We start from the raw sequence: 14,760 nt of genomic DNA on the forward strand, positions 1-14,760 counted from the left end.
GCGAAAATCGGGGCGGGGAAGCGGCGGGAAGCTGATGGGCGGCAACGCGCGGCGCGCGGCCGCGGGGTCCGGCCCAGCGATGCGAGCGGCCGGACCGCTGGGCGGGTACGCCGGCCCGTTGCGCCGGCACGTCGCACCGGTCGGGCGCGTACTACCGGCCCTGATTCTCGCGGATGATCGCGGCAACGGCCGCTTGCGCGTCGCTCGCGACGCCATCGTGCATGCGCGTGCTGACGGCCGGCGTCGGCGGCTCGCTATCGAGTGCATGGCCGTCGCGGTTGCGCGTGTCGACCGTCGCGCGCATCGACAACCCGACGCGCAGCGGATGCGCGGCCAGGTCGCGGGGCTCGATCGCGATCACCACCGGCACGCGCTGCACGACCTTGATCCAGTTGCCGGCCGCGTTCTGCGACGGCAGCATCGAGAACGCGCTGCCGGTGCCGGCGGAGAAGCCCTGCACGCGACCGCGATAGACGACGCGCGACCCGTACAGGTCCGACACCACGTCGACCGGCTGGCCGACACGCATGTGGCGAATCTGCCCTTCCTTGAAATTCGCTTCGATCCACAGCCGGTTCAGCTGCACGATCGACATCAGCGGCACGCCGGGTCCGACCTGCTGGCCCACCTGCACCGAACGCTGGCCGATCGTGCCGTCGACCGGCGCGACGATCGTCGTGCGCTTCAGGTTCCGGTACGCGAGCTTGAACTGCGCGGCCGCCTGCACGACGGCCGGACTCTCGTCGACCGGCAGCTTGCTGCCGAGCGCGCGGGCGGCTTCGAGCTGCGCCTGCGCGGCTGCGAGATTCGCCTGCGCGCCGGCGAGCGCCGCGCGGGCACGCGCCAGCTCCTCCGGCGCGACGATCTCGACCGACGCACCCGAGCGCGCGGCGAGCGCGCGCTGCGCGAGCGACAAGTCGGCCTGGCGCGCGTTCACGGCTGCCACGTACATCGCGTTCGAGATCTTCGCGTTCGCGACCTGCCGCACCGCCTGCACGAGCTGCGCCTTCGCCTGCGCGAATGCGACCGACGCTTCGGTATCGTCGAGCCGCACGAGCGTCTGCCCGGCGCGCACGGCCTGCGTATCGGCGACCAGCACATCGGTCACGGCGCCGGGAATCTGCGCGGCGACCTGCACGATGCTGCCCGCGACATACGCGTCGTCGGTGTCCTCGTAGTAGCGGTCGCGCAACAGCCAGAACGCGATCCAGACGAGCGCGGCCAGCAGCACGGCCGCGCAGAACAGCGTGAAGCGCTTGCGGCGCGTCGCGCGGCGCGCGTCGAGTGCCGGGTCGCTCAGGGCGGCCGGCTGCGCCGCGGTATGAAGGTTGTCGTGGTGCATCAGTCGCTTTGCGTAACGATCAGGCGGTCATGCTGGAACAGGGGGATTGCGGGCGAGCGCGTGTCATCGGCGACGACGGGGCTCGCGCTGCGCGAGCCGGTGCCGGTGCTTGCGCTTGCAGCCACGGCTAGCGCACCACGGGGCATCACGACCGCGCCCGGCGGACCGATTCGCGCGGCACGCGGCGCGGCGCCATCACCCGACGATGCCGCGCGACGCGCCTCCGTGCCGGCATTCGTCGCGTTGCGGGCAACAGCGCTCGCCGATGCGCCGCGCGTCGTTCGTGTGCCTGCCGCAGCGCGTGCGGCAGGCGCCGACGCCGAAGCGGAGGCCATCGTTGCGTTCGCATCGAATCCGCCGCCAAGCGCACCGACCAGCGCGACGCGCAACGTCCGCTGCCGGCCGAGCAACCCGATCAGTTGCGTGCGTTCGTCGATCAGCGTGAGATCGGCGACATCGACGTCCTTCTGCATCAGCACGCCACGCCGATGACGGTCGGCCGCGATCTGCACGATCTTCTGCGCGGCCGTAACGGCGTCCTGATGCTGCACGACGAGCGTCTGCGCGGTCTGCAGCGACGTGACGATCCGCGCGACCTGCCCGAGCGCGTCGTCGACGGTCTTGTTGTACAGCCCGATCGCGACGTCGGCCTGCGCGACGTCCGTGCCGAGCTTCGCCTTCAGCCGGCCGCGATCGAAAATCGGCAGCGAGATCGCCGGGCCGATGGAGCCGGCCAGCGCGTCGCGCGAGAACAGCGACGCGGGCGTCAGCGCGAACACGCCGCCGAGCGCGACGAGGTTCACGTCCGGATAGAACTGCGCGCGCGTCGAATCGGCATTCGCGAACGCGGCTTCGACGCGCAATCGCGCGGCCACGATGTCGGGCCGGCGGCCGAGCAAGTCGGCAGGCAAGCGCGCGGGCAACGCGCCACCGGGGAACGGCCCGACACGCGGCCGCTGCAACGCGAGACCACGCTCGGGCCCGCGGCCGGACAGCACGCCGAGCTGCAATTGCGCGAGCTTGATCTGCTCGTCGTTCAGCGCGATCTGTTCGAGCAGCCGGCTGCGCTTGATCGACGCGTCGCTCGCGTCGTACGCATTGTCGAGACCGCGCGCGGTGCGCTCGCGCAGCACGGCCGTCACGCGCTGGCTGATCTTCAGCTTCTGCTGCAGCAGGTCGCGCGCCGCGTACGCCTGATCGAGCTGGCAATACACGGTGACGATCGCGACCGCGAGCGTGAGCCGCACCTGCTCGGCCTCGACGCCCGCCGCGTCGCGCAGCGACATCAGGCCCCTCGTCGCCGCGCGGTTCCTGCCCCACAGATCGAGCTGGTAGTTCAGCCCGACGAACACCGATGACGGCGACACGACGGGATCGCCGAAGATTTCCACCGGCACGCGATAGCCGCCGGCCGTCACGTCCGCGATGTCGCCCGGCTTCGGCATCCGCGCGCGGCTGACCGTCGCGCCGGCCGTGCCCGTCAATCCCGTCAGCGAATCGAATTGTTGAAGCTGCGACTGCGCGATCCGCAGCCGCGCCTGCGCGACCTGCAGATCCGGATTGTTCCGCGCTGCCTCCGCGACCAGTGCGTCGAGTTGCGGATCCTGCAGTTGCCTGACCCAGTCGGGTGCGGGCCACGCGCCATCCGCGCCGGCGCCGGTGGTATGCGCCAGCGCGTCGCCGGCCGGCGTGCGCAGCGACAGCGATGGCAGGAACCCCGACGGCACGCAGCCGCCCAGCACCAGCAACGCGGCCGCCGCGACGATCGTCCAGCCCACGTGCCCGCGCCGCGCCGATTGCCCCGGTCGCGCCGCTTTCATGATGCGTTTCATCGGTGCCCTCCCCCCTGCCGGACGCGCTGCGCGCGTGCGGCCAGACGCGGCCGCGTGCGCTCGAGCGGACCGAGCCGGCCGAACAGGCCGTCCGCGATGCCGAACAGGATGCCGGCGAGCTTGTCGCGCTTGTCTCGCTCGACGAGCGCGATCTGCACGACCTGCCACACGGTCAACAGGTTCGGCACGATCGCCACCGGAAAGCGCAACCCGTACTGCATCCCGAGCTGCACCGCGTTGCGCGCGCTGTAGTAGCGCCGTTGCCACGCGTGATTCATCGACGTCATTTCGAAAGGTCCGAACGCGTGACGCTGTTTCGCACCGATCCGGTGCGGCAGCACCAGCGACGGCACGACGTAGAGCGGCACGTTGCGCGCGAGCGCGCGAAAGCTGTACTCGGTGTCGACGTGATCGATGAACAGCGTCTCGTCGAAGCGGCCGAGCACGTCGAACGCGGCGCGCGACACGACGCAGCCCGACGAGATCAGGAACGCGCAGCGCTGCGGCGGCGCGTCGGGCGCGACGCGCAGCCGGCGCAATGCGATCCCGTCGGTCGCGAGTTCGGGCAGGAAGCTTTGTGCGTTCTCGTCGAAGATGCGCGGGCCCGCGAGGAACGCACGCCCGGCGCGCCCCGCACACACGTCGCGCATCGTCGCGAAATAGCCGGCCGGCACCGACGAATCCTGGTCGAACAGCGCAACCGCATCGACGCCGTCGCGAAACAGCGCCGCGAGCCCCGCGTTGTATGCGCCCGCGATCCCGCCGCGATTGCCGTGGTGCAGCAGCGCGATGCCGTCGCGCGCGCACAGCTCGCGTGCGCGCGCATCGGGCTGCGGCGTGTTGTCGACGACGAGCAGCGCGTCGCACGCGTGCCGCCACGCGCCGAGCGCCGCGAGCTGCGCGTCGGTCGGGTGATACAGGATCACGAGTGCGCCGAGTGTCGTCATGCCGCTCTCCTCAGTGTCCGAACGAAGCCGCCGCGCCGCGCTTCGGCCGCGTCAGCCACATCATCGCGGCGAGCACGAGGCAGGTCATGCTCGCCATCCAGAACATGTCGCCCGTCGCCATCATGTACGCCTGCTGCATCACGACCTGGTGCAGCGTCGACAGCTCGCGCACGCCGTCCACGCCCATCGCGTTCAGCGTGTGCACGAAGCGCTGCGTGTTCGCCGACGCGTGCGTGACCGATTGCGACACGACGTCGTAGTGATAGGTCGCGCGGTTGTCCCACAGCGTCACGCTCATCGCGGTGCCGAATGCGGCGGACAGCGTGCGCAGGAAATTCGACAGGCTCGACGCGGCCGCGAGCCGGTCGTCCGGAATGCGCGACAGCGTCGCGGCCGTCAGCGGAATGAAGAAGCACGGCAGCCCGATCCCCTGGATCAGCCCGGGCGCGGCGATCTGCGCAAACGTCATCTTCAGCGTGAAATGCGCATCCCACGCGAGCACGGCCGCGAACACGAGAAAGCCGAACGTCGCGAGCACGCGCGCATCGAAGCGATGCGCATGCAGGCCGACGAGGATCGAGAACACGAGCGCGAGCACGCCGAGCGAGGCGGTCGCGAGCCCCGCATGGAATGCGTTGTAGCCCATCACCGCCTGCATCCACAGCGGAAACACGACCCCCACCACCGAGAAGCTCATCATCCCGAGCGAGATGATCAGCACGCAGAACGAGAACGTGCGGTCGCGAAACAGGCTCAGGTCGACCACCGGATGCGCTTCGCCCGCCTCCCAGATCAGCAGCGACACGATCGCGAGCCCCGCGACCACCGCGAGCGTGACGATCAGCGGCGAATCGAACCAGCCCTTGTCGTGACCGAGATCGAGCATCGCCTGCAGCGAGCCGACGCCGATCACGAGCAGCACGATGCCCGGCACGTCGATCGGGCCGGCCGCGCCGCGCTGCGCAACGGGGCGCAGCATCGCGGTGCACACCGCGAACGAGAACAGCCCGATCGGCAAATTGATCAGAAAGATCCACGGCCACGAGAAGCTGTCGACGATCCAGCCGCCGACCACCGGCCCGAAGATCGGCGCGAGCAGCACCGTCATCGCCCACAGCGCGAGCGCGACGGTGCGCTTGTCCGGCGGGAACGTGCGCAGCAGGATCGTCTGCGACAGCGGCACCATCGGCCCTGAGCACAGCCCCTGCAGCGCGCGGCACACCACCAGCACGTGCAGGTCGCGCGCGAGCCCGCACAGCAGCGACGTCAGCGTGAACAGCAGCACCGCGCCGACGAACAGCCGCAGCTCGCCGACGCGCCGTGCGAGCCAGCCGGTCAGCGGCACCGCGATCGCGGCCGCGACCGAATACGAGCTGATCACCCAGGTGCCCTGGCTGTTCGACACGCCGAGACTGCCGGAGATCGCCGGCACCGCCACGTTCGTCACGGTCGAGTCGAGCACTTCGATGAAGGTCGCGAGCGACAGCGCGAACGTCAGCAGCGCGAGCCGCGCGCCGCGCACCGGTGGCGCGGCGACCGGCGCGGGTTCGCCCGCATCAAACGCGGCGGGTGTGTCCTGAAGCGACGATGCCGTGCTCATGCGCCCGCCATCGCGGCGTCGGCCGGTGCGAGTGCGCGTCCGCGGTTCGGCATGAAGCGCTCGATGAAATCGGCGGCCGTCTCGCAACCGTCCGGCGCGGCGTCGATCAGCGCACGGGTGCGCGCCGCGCGCCTGGCGAATTCGGGCTCGCCGAGCACGCGCGCGAGCGCCGCACCGAGACGCGCGCCGTCGACCGGAGCGTCGACGCGCACGCCGGCGCCGCTCGTCGCGACACGCTGCGCATTGTCGAACTGGTCGTGCGCGAACGGCGTGACGACCTGCGGAATCCCGGCTTCGAACGCAAGCGCCGCGGTGCCGATCCCGCCGTGATGCACGAGCGCGCGGCAACGCGGCAGCAGCGTGCGCATCGGCACGAAACGGCGCACGAGCAGCCGGTCACCGTCAGGCGCCGCATCGTGCGGCGTCAGCAGGATCCCGCGCGCGCCGGTCGCGCGCAGCGTGTCCGCCACCGCGCGCGCATAGGCCGCGTGATCGACGCGAGTCGAACCGGCCGTGAACACGACCGGGGGCTCACCGGCCGCGAGAAACGCATCGAGTGCCACATCATCGTCGAGTGTCGCAATATCGTTGAACAACGGAAAACCGCTTTGCAGATGGTTCGACGGCCAGTCGCGCTGCGCCGGCGCGAACCAGTCCGGAAACAGGCACAACACGCCGTCGGTCGAATGCAGCCAGCGCCCAAGCACGCGCCGCACGGGCGCGAGCCCGAGTTCGCCGCGCACCGCGTTGAGCGCCGGCCCGCACACGCGGTCGAGCACCTGTCGCTCGATCAGCGTCATCAGCGCCGCCTTCACCGGCAGCGGCCAGCGCGCGGGAATCGTCAGGCGCGGATGCGTCGGCGGCATGTGCGCGGACAGCAGCGTCGACGGCGACACCTGCACCGACACGTACGGCGTGCCGTGCAGCTCCTGCATGAAGCGCGCGGAAACCGCCCACAGCGTGCCGACCAGCACCGTGTCGCGATCGGTCAGCGCGCGCAGCGCATCGTAATGCGGGCGCAGCACCGGCGCGATCACCTGCCACAGCGTGCGGAACGACGTGCGCGGATCCCACAGCGCCGGGTTCGCCATCGCGGCGTCGTACTCGGCCGCGGTGCCGACCGGCACGAACGCGAACCCGCAGCGGCGCGCGGCCGCCTCGAACGGCGGATGCGTGCAGAACACGACCTCGTGGCCACGCATCGCGAGCGCACGCGCGACGCCGAGCAGCGGATGCACGTCGCCCGCCGAGCCGATCGCGGTCACGATCACCTTCGCCATCGCGCGCCTCGCGGGAATCAGTAGAAGCCGGGGATCAGCGCCGCGACCTCGCGACGGTACTGCGTATACGCCGGCCCGAAATAGCCGGTGAGCCAGCTTTCCTCGACGCGCACCTTGTATGCGAGCGACGCGAACACGAGCGCGACGCCGAGCGCGCCGCGCCATTCGCCGCCGATCAGCGCGGCACCGGCCAGCGCGATCAGGCAGCCGGTGTAGATCGGGTGACGCACGACGCGATACGGGCCGGTGCGAACGAGTTCGTGGCCTTCCTTCAGCGTGACGGACACGCTCCAGTTCGTGCCGAGATGCAGCCGCGCCCACACCGAGAACAGCAGGCCCGCGACGAGCACCGCGAGGCCGGCTTGCGCCTGCAGGCCGAAGCGCTGCCCGTCGGGCACGAGCGCCTGCCACGACGGATCGGGCAGGATGATCAGCGCGCCGCCGACGATCAGCGGAATCGACTGCAGCGTGCGCGAGCGCGACGCCTCCTTGCGCACGGTCGTCTTCACGCCCTGCGACGTGGCAATCCAGTACGCGAGCCACGCGGCCCACGGAACGACGATCGCGATGGTCTGAACGATATTCACGGCTGGCCTGCCTCGTATGGATGAGAATTCGGTTGCGCGCGATGTGCCCGGTGCGCGACGTGCCGCGTCACGACGACATCGCCGGCATCGGCGCGGACACGCACGCATGCGCGGCGCCAAGCGCGATGCCAGCGGTAACGGGCGGCGCGTCGCAGAAGAAGTCGAGCAGCGCCGCTCGCGTGGTCTCGCGCTGCGCGCGGCCTTCGATGTCGAGGAAATGGCCGGCGTCGGGAATCGTCGCGAAGCGCGCGCGCGGCACGTGCGCGGCCAGTTGGCGAACATCGGCCGGCGTCGTGTATTCGTCGCGCTCGCCGTTCAGGAACAGCAGCTCGCAGCCGATGTTCGAGAATTCGCTCAGGTAGCGCTCCGGCTGCAGCGACAGGATCTGGTCGACGTGGAACGCGACCTGGTCCTGCTCGTCGCGCGGCAGGCGCGTCAGATAGCGGTAGTTGTACAGCTTCATGATGCGCGGCAGGTAGCGGCCGACCGTATCGTTCAGCAGCTGCGCGGCCTTCAGGTTCTCGCCGGCGGCGATGTGATCGCGGGCGCGCGTCACGTAGTCGACCATCGCGTCGTTCAGGAACGGCGAGAACGAGCAGATCGCCGCGCGCCGCACGCTCGGGCAGCCGCGCGCGAGCGCGAACAGCGACGCGACGCCGCCCCACGACACCGACACCAGGAACGCGGGCGCGAAGCGCTCGACCAGATGCTGGAGGATCGCGGCCTCGTCGTCCTTGGTCAGGATGGAGCAGCCCGGGTTGTACTGGCGCGACTGCCCCGCATACGGCAGGTCGAAGCAGATCGTGTTCAGCCGCTCGCCGAGATACTGGACGGTCTGCCCGAACGACGCGGTGGTCGCGAGCGCGCCGTTGACGAGCATCGCCGTGTCGAACGACGGATCGAACACGTTCCGTTCGACGTAGACCTTCAGACCATTCGGCAGCGGCACCATGTGTTTTTCGGTCGGCATCGTCGTTCTCCGGTGGATGCGGCGTCTCGGCGTCGCGGCATGCTGCAGGTGCGCAATGGCTGGCGCCGGCCCTGTCGCGATCGTTGGCCGCGCCCATTGCCGACGCACCGCGGCAAATACTCGCGGCGCCGATTCATTCCTTGTAGTGCGGCGCCATACTAATACGGTCGATATTACTTACTCAAGCCATTCCAACGTTCCCCTCTACTCCACCGGGAAATGCGCCCGATTCAAATTTTTTCATTCATTTTTATGGTAGGCGGAATCGCATGAAAGGCGATCGCAATCGTTTGCCAGGCCGCGACGAGACAGCGAAAGCCGATCAATTTTCCATTTAAATTCAATCTGTTAATCCGATTAAATCGCTTAATTTAAACAGTTTTCCGGAAATGACAGATGCCATCGCCGGGCATCCCGGTTTTCAGATTCCGGCGAATCTCACATAGCTCGACATTCTTTCTTCCTGTAATAAATCGAATCCGTAAACTGTCGCAACCGTTGAGTCATATCCGGGGAATTTGTTTTAAACAAACTTCAAATTATTTAACCTGCTTTCAATTTGTTTTTCCGCACCTGCACAACCGCGGCGCCACCCTTCGGGTTCGTCGCCTGACGATCTTCATATCGTCCGACCCCGATTTTTTGTTGATTGAACGATCAATAAAAAACCGCTAAGCTCTCGACTTCCAGGAACGGCCCGTCCGGGCGAAGGAGTCGCGATGCCGAAAGTCGGAATGCGGGAGATTCGTCGCGCACAGTTGATCGACGCGACGCTGCGCTCGATCGACGAGGCCGGCCTGCCCGGCACGACGCTCGCATCGGTCGCGCAGCGCGCGAACATCTCGACGGGCATCGTCAGCCACTACTTCGGCGACAAGGACGGCCTGCTCGAAGCCACGATGCGGCACGTGCTGCGCGATCTGTGGACGGCCACCACGCAACGCCGCGTCGCCGCACGCAAGGACCCGCGCTCGCGGCTGCGCGCGATCGTCGCCGCGAACTTCGACGACACGCAGGTCAGCGCGCCCGTGATGAAGACCTGGCTCGCGTTCTGGTCGCAGAGCATGCATGACGCGATGCTCAAGCGCCTGCAGCACGTCAACACGCGGCGCCTCCATTCGAACCTGTGTGCCGAATTCGCGAAGGCGCTGCCGCGCACGAAGGCACGCCAGGCCGCCAGCGGCCTCGCCGCGCTGATCGACGGCCTGTGGCTGCGCGGCGCGCTCGCCGGCGGCCCGATCGACACCCGGGCTGCATTGAAGCTCGCCCACGATTACATCGACCTGCTGCTCGCGTCCGAGTGACGCGTCACGCAGTCGCCAACCAGGAGATCCTCATGTCCGTATACGGTTTGCAGCGCCTCTACATCGGCGGCGGTTACGTCGACGCCACCAGCGGCAAGACTTTCGACACCTTCGATCCCGCCACCGGCGAACTGCTCGCGCAAGTCCAGCAGGCGAGCGCGGCCGACGTCGACCGCGCGGTCGCGTCGGCGCAGGAAGGCCAGCGCGAATGGGCGGCGATGACCGCGATGCAGCGCTCGCGCATCCTGCGCCGCGCGGTCGACCTGCTGCGCGAGCGCAACGACGAACTCGCGGCCATCGAAACGCGCGACACCGGCAAGCCGATCGGCGAGACGCTCGCGGTCGACATCGTCACCGGCGCGGACGTGATCGAGTACTACGCGGGCCTCGCGACCGCGATCGAAGGGCTGCAGGTGCCGCTGCGCGCCGAGTCGTTCGTCTATACGCGCCGCGAGCCGCTCGGCGTGTGCGCGGGCATCGGCGCGTGGAACTACCCGATCCAGATCGCGTGCTGGAAGACCGCGCCCGCGCTCGCGGCCGGCAACGCGATGGTGTTCAAGCCGAGCGAAGTCACGCCGCTCACCGCGCTGAAGCTCGCGGAAATCTATACGGAAGCCGGCGTGCCGGCCGGCGTGTTCAACGTCGTGCAGGGCGACGGCTCGGTCGGCGCGCTGCTCACCGGCCATCCGGACATCGCGAAGGTGTCGTTCACGGGCGGCGTCGAGACCGGCAAGAAGGTGATGTCGCTCGCCGGCGCATCGTCGCTGAAGGAAGTGACGATGGAACTCGGCGGCAAGTCGCCGCTGATCGTGTTCGACGATGCGGATCTCGACCGCGCGGCCGACATCGCGGTGACCGCCAACTTCTTCAGCTCGGGCCAGGTCTGCACGAACGGCACGCGCGTGTTCGTGCACCGCTCGGTCAAGGACGCGTTCACGCAGAAGGTGCTCGAACGCGTGAAGCGCATCCGCGTCGGCAAGCCGACCGATGCCGACACCAACTTCGGCCCGCTCGTGTCGGCCGCGCAGCTCGACAAGGTGCTCGGCTTCATCGAGAGCGGCAAGGCCGAAGGCGCGAAGCTGCTCGCGGGCGGCACGCGCCTGACGGAAGGCCATTTCGGCGCCGGCCAGTACGTCGCGCCGACCGTGTTCGGCGACTGCCGCGACGACATGAAGATCGTTCGCGAGGAGATTTTCGGGCCGGTGATGAGCATCCTCGAATTCGCATCGGAGGACGAAGTGATTGCCCGCGCTAACGACACGCACTACGGCCTTGCGGCCGGCGTCGTGACCGAGAACCTGTCGCGCGCGCACCGCACGATCCATCGCCTCGAAGCCGGCATCTGCTGGATCAACACGTGGGGCGAATCGCCGGCCGAGATGCCGGTTGGCGGATACAAGCAATCCGGTGTCGGACGCGAGAACGGCATCACGACGCTCGAACACTACACTCGGATCAAGTCGGTACAGGTCGAGCTCGGCCGCTACAACCCGGTGTTTTGAGAACGATAGGAGATACCCCGTCATGACGACACGCGAATACGACTACATCATCTGCGGCGCCGGTTCCGCGGGCAACGTGCTCGCGACGCGCCTGACGGAAGATCCGAATGTCACGGTGCTGCTGCTCGAAGCGGGCGGCCCCGACTACCGCTTCGACTTCCGTACGCAGATGCCGGCGGCGCTCGCCTATCCGCTGCAGGGCCGCCGCTACAACTGGGCCTACGAGACCGACCCCGAGCCGCACATGGACAACCGCCGGATGGAATGCGGCCGCGGCAAAGGGCTCGGCGGCTCGTCGCTGATCAACGGGATGTGCTATATCCGCGGCAACGCGCTCGACTACGACAACTGGTCGACGCATAAAGGGCTCGAGAACTGGACGTATCTCGACTGCCTGCCGTACTTCAAGAAGGCCGAGACGCGCGACGTCGGCCCGAACGACTACCACGGCGGCGACGGCCCCGTGTCGGTCACGACCAGCAAGCCGGGCGTGAACCCGTTGTTCGAGGCGATGGTCGATGCGGGCGTGCAGGCCGGCTATCCGCGCACCGACGACCTGAACGGCTATCAGCAGGAAGGCTTCGGCCCGATGGACCGCACCGTCACGCCGAAGGGCCGCCGCGCGAGCACCGCGCGCGGCTACCTCGACCAGGCGAAGGTGCGGTCGAACCTCGAGATCGTCACGCATGCGCTCGCCGATCGCATCCTGTTCGACGGCAAGCGCGCATCGGGCGTCACGTACCTGCGCGGCAGCGAGCGCGCGACCGCGCATGCGCGCCGCGAAGTGCTCGTGTGCAGCGGCGCGATCGCCTCGCCGCAACTGCTGCAGCGCTCGGGCGTCGGCCCCGGCGCGTGGTTGAAGGAGCTCGACATTCCCGTCGTGCTCGATCTGCCCGGCGTCGGCCAGAACCTGCAGGATCACCTGGAGATGTACATCCAGTACGAATGCAAGGAGCCTGTGTCGCTGTACCCCGCGCTCAAGTGGTGGAACCAGCCGAAGATCGGTCTCGAATGGATGCTGAACGGCACCGGCCTCGGCGCGAGCAACCACTTCGAGGCGGGCGGCTTCATCCGCACGCGCGACGACGATCCGTGGCCGAACATCCAGTATCACTTCCTGCCCGTTGCGATCAACTACAACGGCTCGAACGCGATCGAGATGCACGGCTTCCAGGCGCACGTCGGCTCGATGCGCTCGCCGAGCCGCGGCCGCGTGAAGCTGCGCTCGCGCGATCCGAACGACCATCCGAGCATCCTGTTCAACTACATGGCCGAAGCGCTCGACTGGCGCGAGTTCCGCGATGCGATCCGCGCGACGCGCGAGATCATGCGGCAGCCCGCGCTCGACCGCTATCGCGGTCGCGAGCTGAACCCGGGCGCCGACTGCAAGTCCGACAAGGAACTCGACGCGTTCGTGCGGGCCCGCGCGGAAACCGCGTTCCATCCGTCGTGCTCGTGCAAGATGGGTTACGACGACATGGCCGTGGTCGATGAAGAAGGCCGCGTGCACGGTCTGGACGGGCTGCGCGTGGTCGATGCGTCGATCATGCCGATCATCACGACCGGCAACCTGAACGCGCCGACGATCATGATCGCGGAGAAGATCGCCGACAAAATCCGTGGCCGCCAGCCGCTCGCGCGTGTCGATGTGCCTTACTTCGTCGCGAATGGGGCAATGGCACGCAATATCGCGAAGGCGGTGCGGCAGCCGGAGACGGTGTAACCGCACACGCGCCCTCCTCCGGGCACGGCAGCGACATGCACGGCTCGCGGCGTTTTCGCCGCGAGCCGTTTTTCATCGGAATTTGCTCCGAGAAGCCGTGCCCTTAATGGCGGCCCCGATCGGACGATACCCGCAAGTAAAGGGATGCAGCGTTCCAGACGTGCCGAACCGCGCGATCCTGGCGCGCGCACGGTGTTCGACAGTTTTTCAAACAGCCTTCGATTTCTTTGCCCAGACAAATACCTGGGCGCTAAACGCCCGTTTGAATAATGGCAGCCAACCCGCGCGAAGCCCGGCGGGCAAACCTTCGGCGGCCCGCATGCGTGCCGAGGCGCGGCCTTGCACGTCGATGATCGAGAGCGTGCCGTGGCTGCCGGGCAGCACAGTCGGCCGGCCGTCGGTCCCGCTGCCGCGCGCCAAGCGCGACCGCCCCCGCCCGGCAGAAAAATCCCCGCATTGTTCGCTCGTCTCAAATAGAGCATCGCTTTATTGAATAACGCGCGCGAATTCCACGCAAATCCGGCGCCGCCATCGCATGCCGTTTCCATCGAAATGCATTTCCATCTTGCGATTGCTAATATGGCGGCCTGCGATCCCGCACCACTACGCCGTTCGACATGACGCCCGTTCGCCATGCCGCACCCGGCACCGACCGCCTCCCGGCGGCGGGCGCCGGGCACGCGCGGCGCGCAGCGTCGGACCGACCGGCCATGCCATCCGTGAGCATGCAACCGATCCTTTCCGTCTCCGACCTCTCCAAGACTTACGCGTCCGGCTTCCAGGCACTGAAGCACGTGACCCTCGACATCCGCCCGGGCGAGATCTTCGCGCTGCTCGGGCCGAACGGCGCGGGCAAGACCACGCTGATCGGCTCGATCTGCGGCATCGTCACGCCGACCGACGGCCGCGTGACGGTCGGCGGCCACGACATCCGCGATCAATACCGCGCCGCCCGCGAAATGATCGGCCTCGTGCCGCAGGAACTGACGACCGACGCGTTCGAAACCGTCTGGGCGACGGTGTCGTTCAGCCGCGGCCTGTTCGGCAAGGCACCCGATCCCGCCTATATCGAGAAAACGTTGAAGGCGCTGTCGCTGTGGGACAAGCGCGACAACAAGCTGATGACGCTGTCGGGCGGCATGAAGCGCCGCGTGATGATCGCGAAGGCGCTGTCGCACGAGCCGCGCATCCTGTTCCTCGACGAGCCGACGGCCGGCGTCGACGTCGAGTTGCGCCGCGACATGTGGAAGCTGGTCGATTCGCTGCGCGAAAGCGGCGTGACGATCCTGCTGACCACGCACTACATCGAGGAAGCCGAGGAAATGGCCGACCGGATCGGCATCATCCTCGGCGGCGAGCTCGTGCTCGTCGAAGAGAAGCGCGAGCTGATGCGCAAGCTCGGCAAGAAGCAGCTGACCGTCCAGCTCGAGCATCCGCTCGCGGCCGTGCCGGCCGAACTCGCCGCGTTCGGGCTCGAACGCGCGGACGACGGCAGCGCACTCGTCTACACCTACGATTCGCAGCGCGACGACGCGAGCATCGCGAAGCTGATCAACGCGCTCGGCACGACCGGCATCGGTTTTCGCGACCTGCATACGACGCAGAGCTCGCTCGAGGATATTTTCGTCAGCCTGATCGACAACCGCCGCAACGGCACACAAGGGGCGTAACGC

Annotated in this window: 11 protein-coding genes; 4 read left to right on the forward strand and 7 right to left on the reverse strand. The window is 68.0% G+C overall.

Annotated elements, in window-relative coordinates:
• Positions 1–151 precede the first annotated feature (151 nt).
• From ACTJKF_RS18960 to ACTJKF_RS18990, 7 genes are all read right to left on the reverse strand, one after another.
• Positions 152–1,342: an HlyD family secretion protein gene (locus ACTJKF_RS18960; RefSeq protein ID WP_440625102.1), complete on the reverse strand. Its 1,191-nt coding sequence runs from the start codon at positions 1,340–1,342 to the stop codon at positions 152–154.
• The gene (locus ACTJKF_RS18965) at positions 1,342–3,162 is read right to left on the reverse strand and encodes an efflux transporter outer membrane subunit (protein ID WP_440625226.1); all 1,821 of its coding nucleotides are present in this window, start codon (positions 3,160–3,162) and stop codon (positions 1,342–1,344) included. Before ACTJKF_RS18965 ends, ACTJKF_RS18960 begins: the two co-directional genes overlap by 1 nt.
• Positions 3,163–3,170: 8 nt before the next feature.
• On the reverse strand, positions 3,171–4,121 hold the full coding sequence (locus tag ACTJKF_RS18970; RefSeq protein WP_440625104.1) for a glycosyltransferase family 2 protein: 951 nt from the start codon (positions 4,119–4,121) through the stop codon (positions 3,171–3,173).
• Between the two features lie 10 nt (positions 4,122–4,131).
• Positions 4,132–5,721: a DHA2 family efflux MFS transporter permease subunit gene (locus ACTJKF_RS18975; RefSeq protein ID WP_440625106.1), complete on the reverse strand. Its 1,590-nt coding sequence runs from the start codon at positions 5,719–5,721 to the stop codon at positions 4,132–4,134.
• A complete protein-coding gene (locus tag ACTJKF_RS18980; protein ID WP_440625107.1) occupies positions 5,718–7,001 on the reverse strand; it encodes a glycosyltransferase in 1,284 nt (427 codons plus the stop codon). Before ACTJKF_RS18980 ends, ACTJKF_RS18975 begins: the two co-directional genes overlap by 4 nt.
• A 17-nt stretch (positions 7,002–7,018) precedes the next feature.
• The gene (locus tag ACTJKF_RS18985) at positions 7,019–7,588 is read right to left on the reverse strand and encodes a methyltransferase family protein (RefSeq protein WP_440625109.1); all 570 of its coding nucleotides are present in this window, start codon (positions 7,586–7,588) and stop codon (positions 7,019–7,021) included.
• Between the two features lie 67 nt (positions 7,589–7,655).
• Positions 7,656–8,558 (reverse strand): alpha/beta fold hydrolase, encoded by a 903-nt coding sequence (locus ACTJKF_RS18990; protein WP_440625111.1) that lies wholly within the window; start codon positions 8,556–8,558, stop codon positions 7,656–7,658.
• 719 nt (positions 8,559–9,277) lie between these two features.
• Between ACTJKF_RS18990 and betI the strand changes: the two genes are divergently transcribed.
• From betI to ACTJKF_RS19010, 4 genes are all read left to right on the forward strand, one after another.
• Complete coding sequence (gene betI, locus ACTJKF_RS18995) at positions 9,278–9,862, forward strand: transcriptional regulator BetI (protein WP_440625113.1); 585 nt, start codon at positions 9,278–9,280, stop codon at positions 9,860–9,862.
• Between the two features lie 32 nt (positions 9,863–9,894).
• Positions 9,895–11,364, forward strand: coding sequence for a betaine-aldehyde dehydrogenase (gene betB / locus ACTJKF_RS19000; protein ID WP_440625115.1), 1,470 nt, complete (start codon positions 9,895–9,897; stop codon positions 11,362–11,364).
• A 22-nt stretch (positions 11,365–11,386) separates the two neighbouring features.
• Positions 11,387–13,087, forward strand: a complete 1,701-nt coding sequence (gene betA, locus ACTJKF_RS19005) for a choline dehydrogenase (RefSeq protein ID WP_440625116.1) — start codon at positions 11,387–11,389, stop codon at positions 13,085–13,087.
• Between the two features lie 725 nt (positions 13,088–13,812).
• Positions 13,813–14,757, forward strand: coding sequence for an ABC transporter ATP-binding protein (locus ACTJKF_RS19010; protein ID WP_440625118.1), 945 nt, complete (start codon positions 13,813–13,815; stop codon positions 14,755–14,757).
• The last annotated feature ends 3 nt before the right edge of the window (positions 14,758–14,760 follow it).

The organism is Burkholderia sp. 22313, from assembly GCF_052045245.1.
Lineage (GTDB): Bacteria > Pseudomonadota > Gammaproteobacteria > Burkholderiales > Burkholderiaceae > Burkholderia.

Excerpts from the sequence above, each read along its gene's own strand:
- ACTJKF_RS18960 (WP_440625102.1), bottom strand. The coding sequence starts at position 1,342 with ATGCACCACGACAACCTTCATACCGCGGCGCAGCCGGCCGCCCTGAGC.
- ACTJKF_RS18965 (WP_440625226.1), bottom strand. The coding sequence starts at position 3,162 with ATGAAAGCGGCGCGACCGGGGCAATCGGCGCGGCGCGGGCACGTGGGC.
- ACTJKF_RS18970 (WP_440625104.1), bottom strand. The coding sequence starts at position 4,121 with ATGACGACACTCGGCGCACTCGTGATCCTGTATCACCCGACCGACGCG.
- ACTJKF_RS18975 (WP_440625106.1), bottom strand. The coding sequence starts at position 5,721 with ATGAGCACGGCATCGTCGCTTCAGGACACACCCGCCGCGTTTGATGCG.
- ACTJKF_RS18980 (WP_440625107.1), bottom strand. The coding sequence starts at position 7,001 with ATGGCGAAGGTGATCGTGACCGCGATCGGCTCGGCGGGCGACGTGCAT.
- ACTJKF_RS18990 (WP_440625111.1), bottom strand. The coding sequence starts at position 8,558 with ATGCCGACCGAAAAACACATGGTGCCGCTGCCGAATGGTCTGAAGGTC.
- betI (WP_440625113.1), top strand. The coding sequence starts at position 9,278 with ATGCCGAAAGTCGGAATGCGGGAGATTCGTCGCGCACAGTTGATCGAC.
- betB (WP_440625115.1), top strand. The coding sequence starts at position 9,895 with ATGTCCGTATACGGTTTGCAGCGCCTCTACATCGGCGGCGGTTACGTC.
- betA (WP_440625116.1), top strand. The coding sequence starts at position 11,387 with ATGACGACACGCGAATACGACTACATCATCTGCGGCGCCGGTTCCGCG.
- ACTJKF_RS19010 (WP_440625118.1), top strand. The coding sequence starts at position 13,813 with ATGCAACCGATCCTTTCCGTCTCCGACCTCTCCAAGACTTACGCGTCC.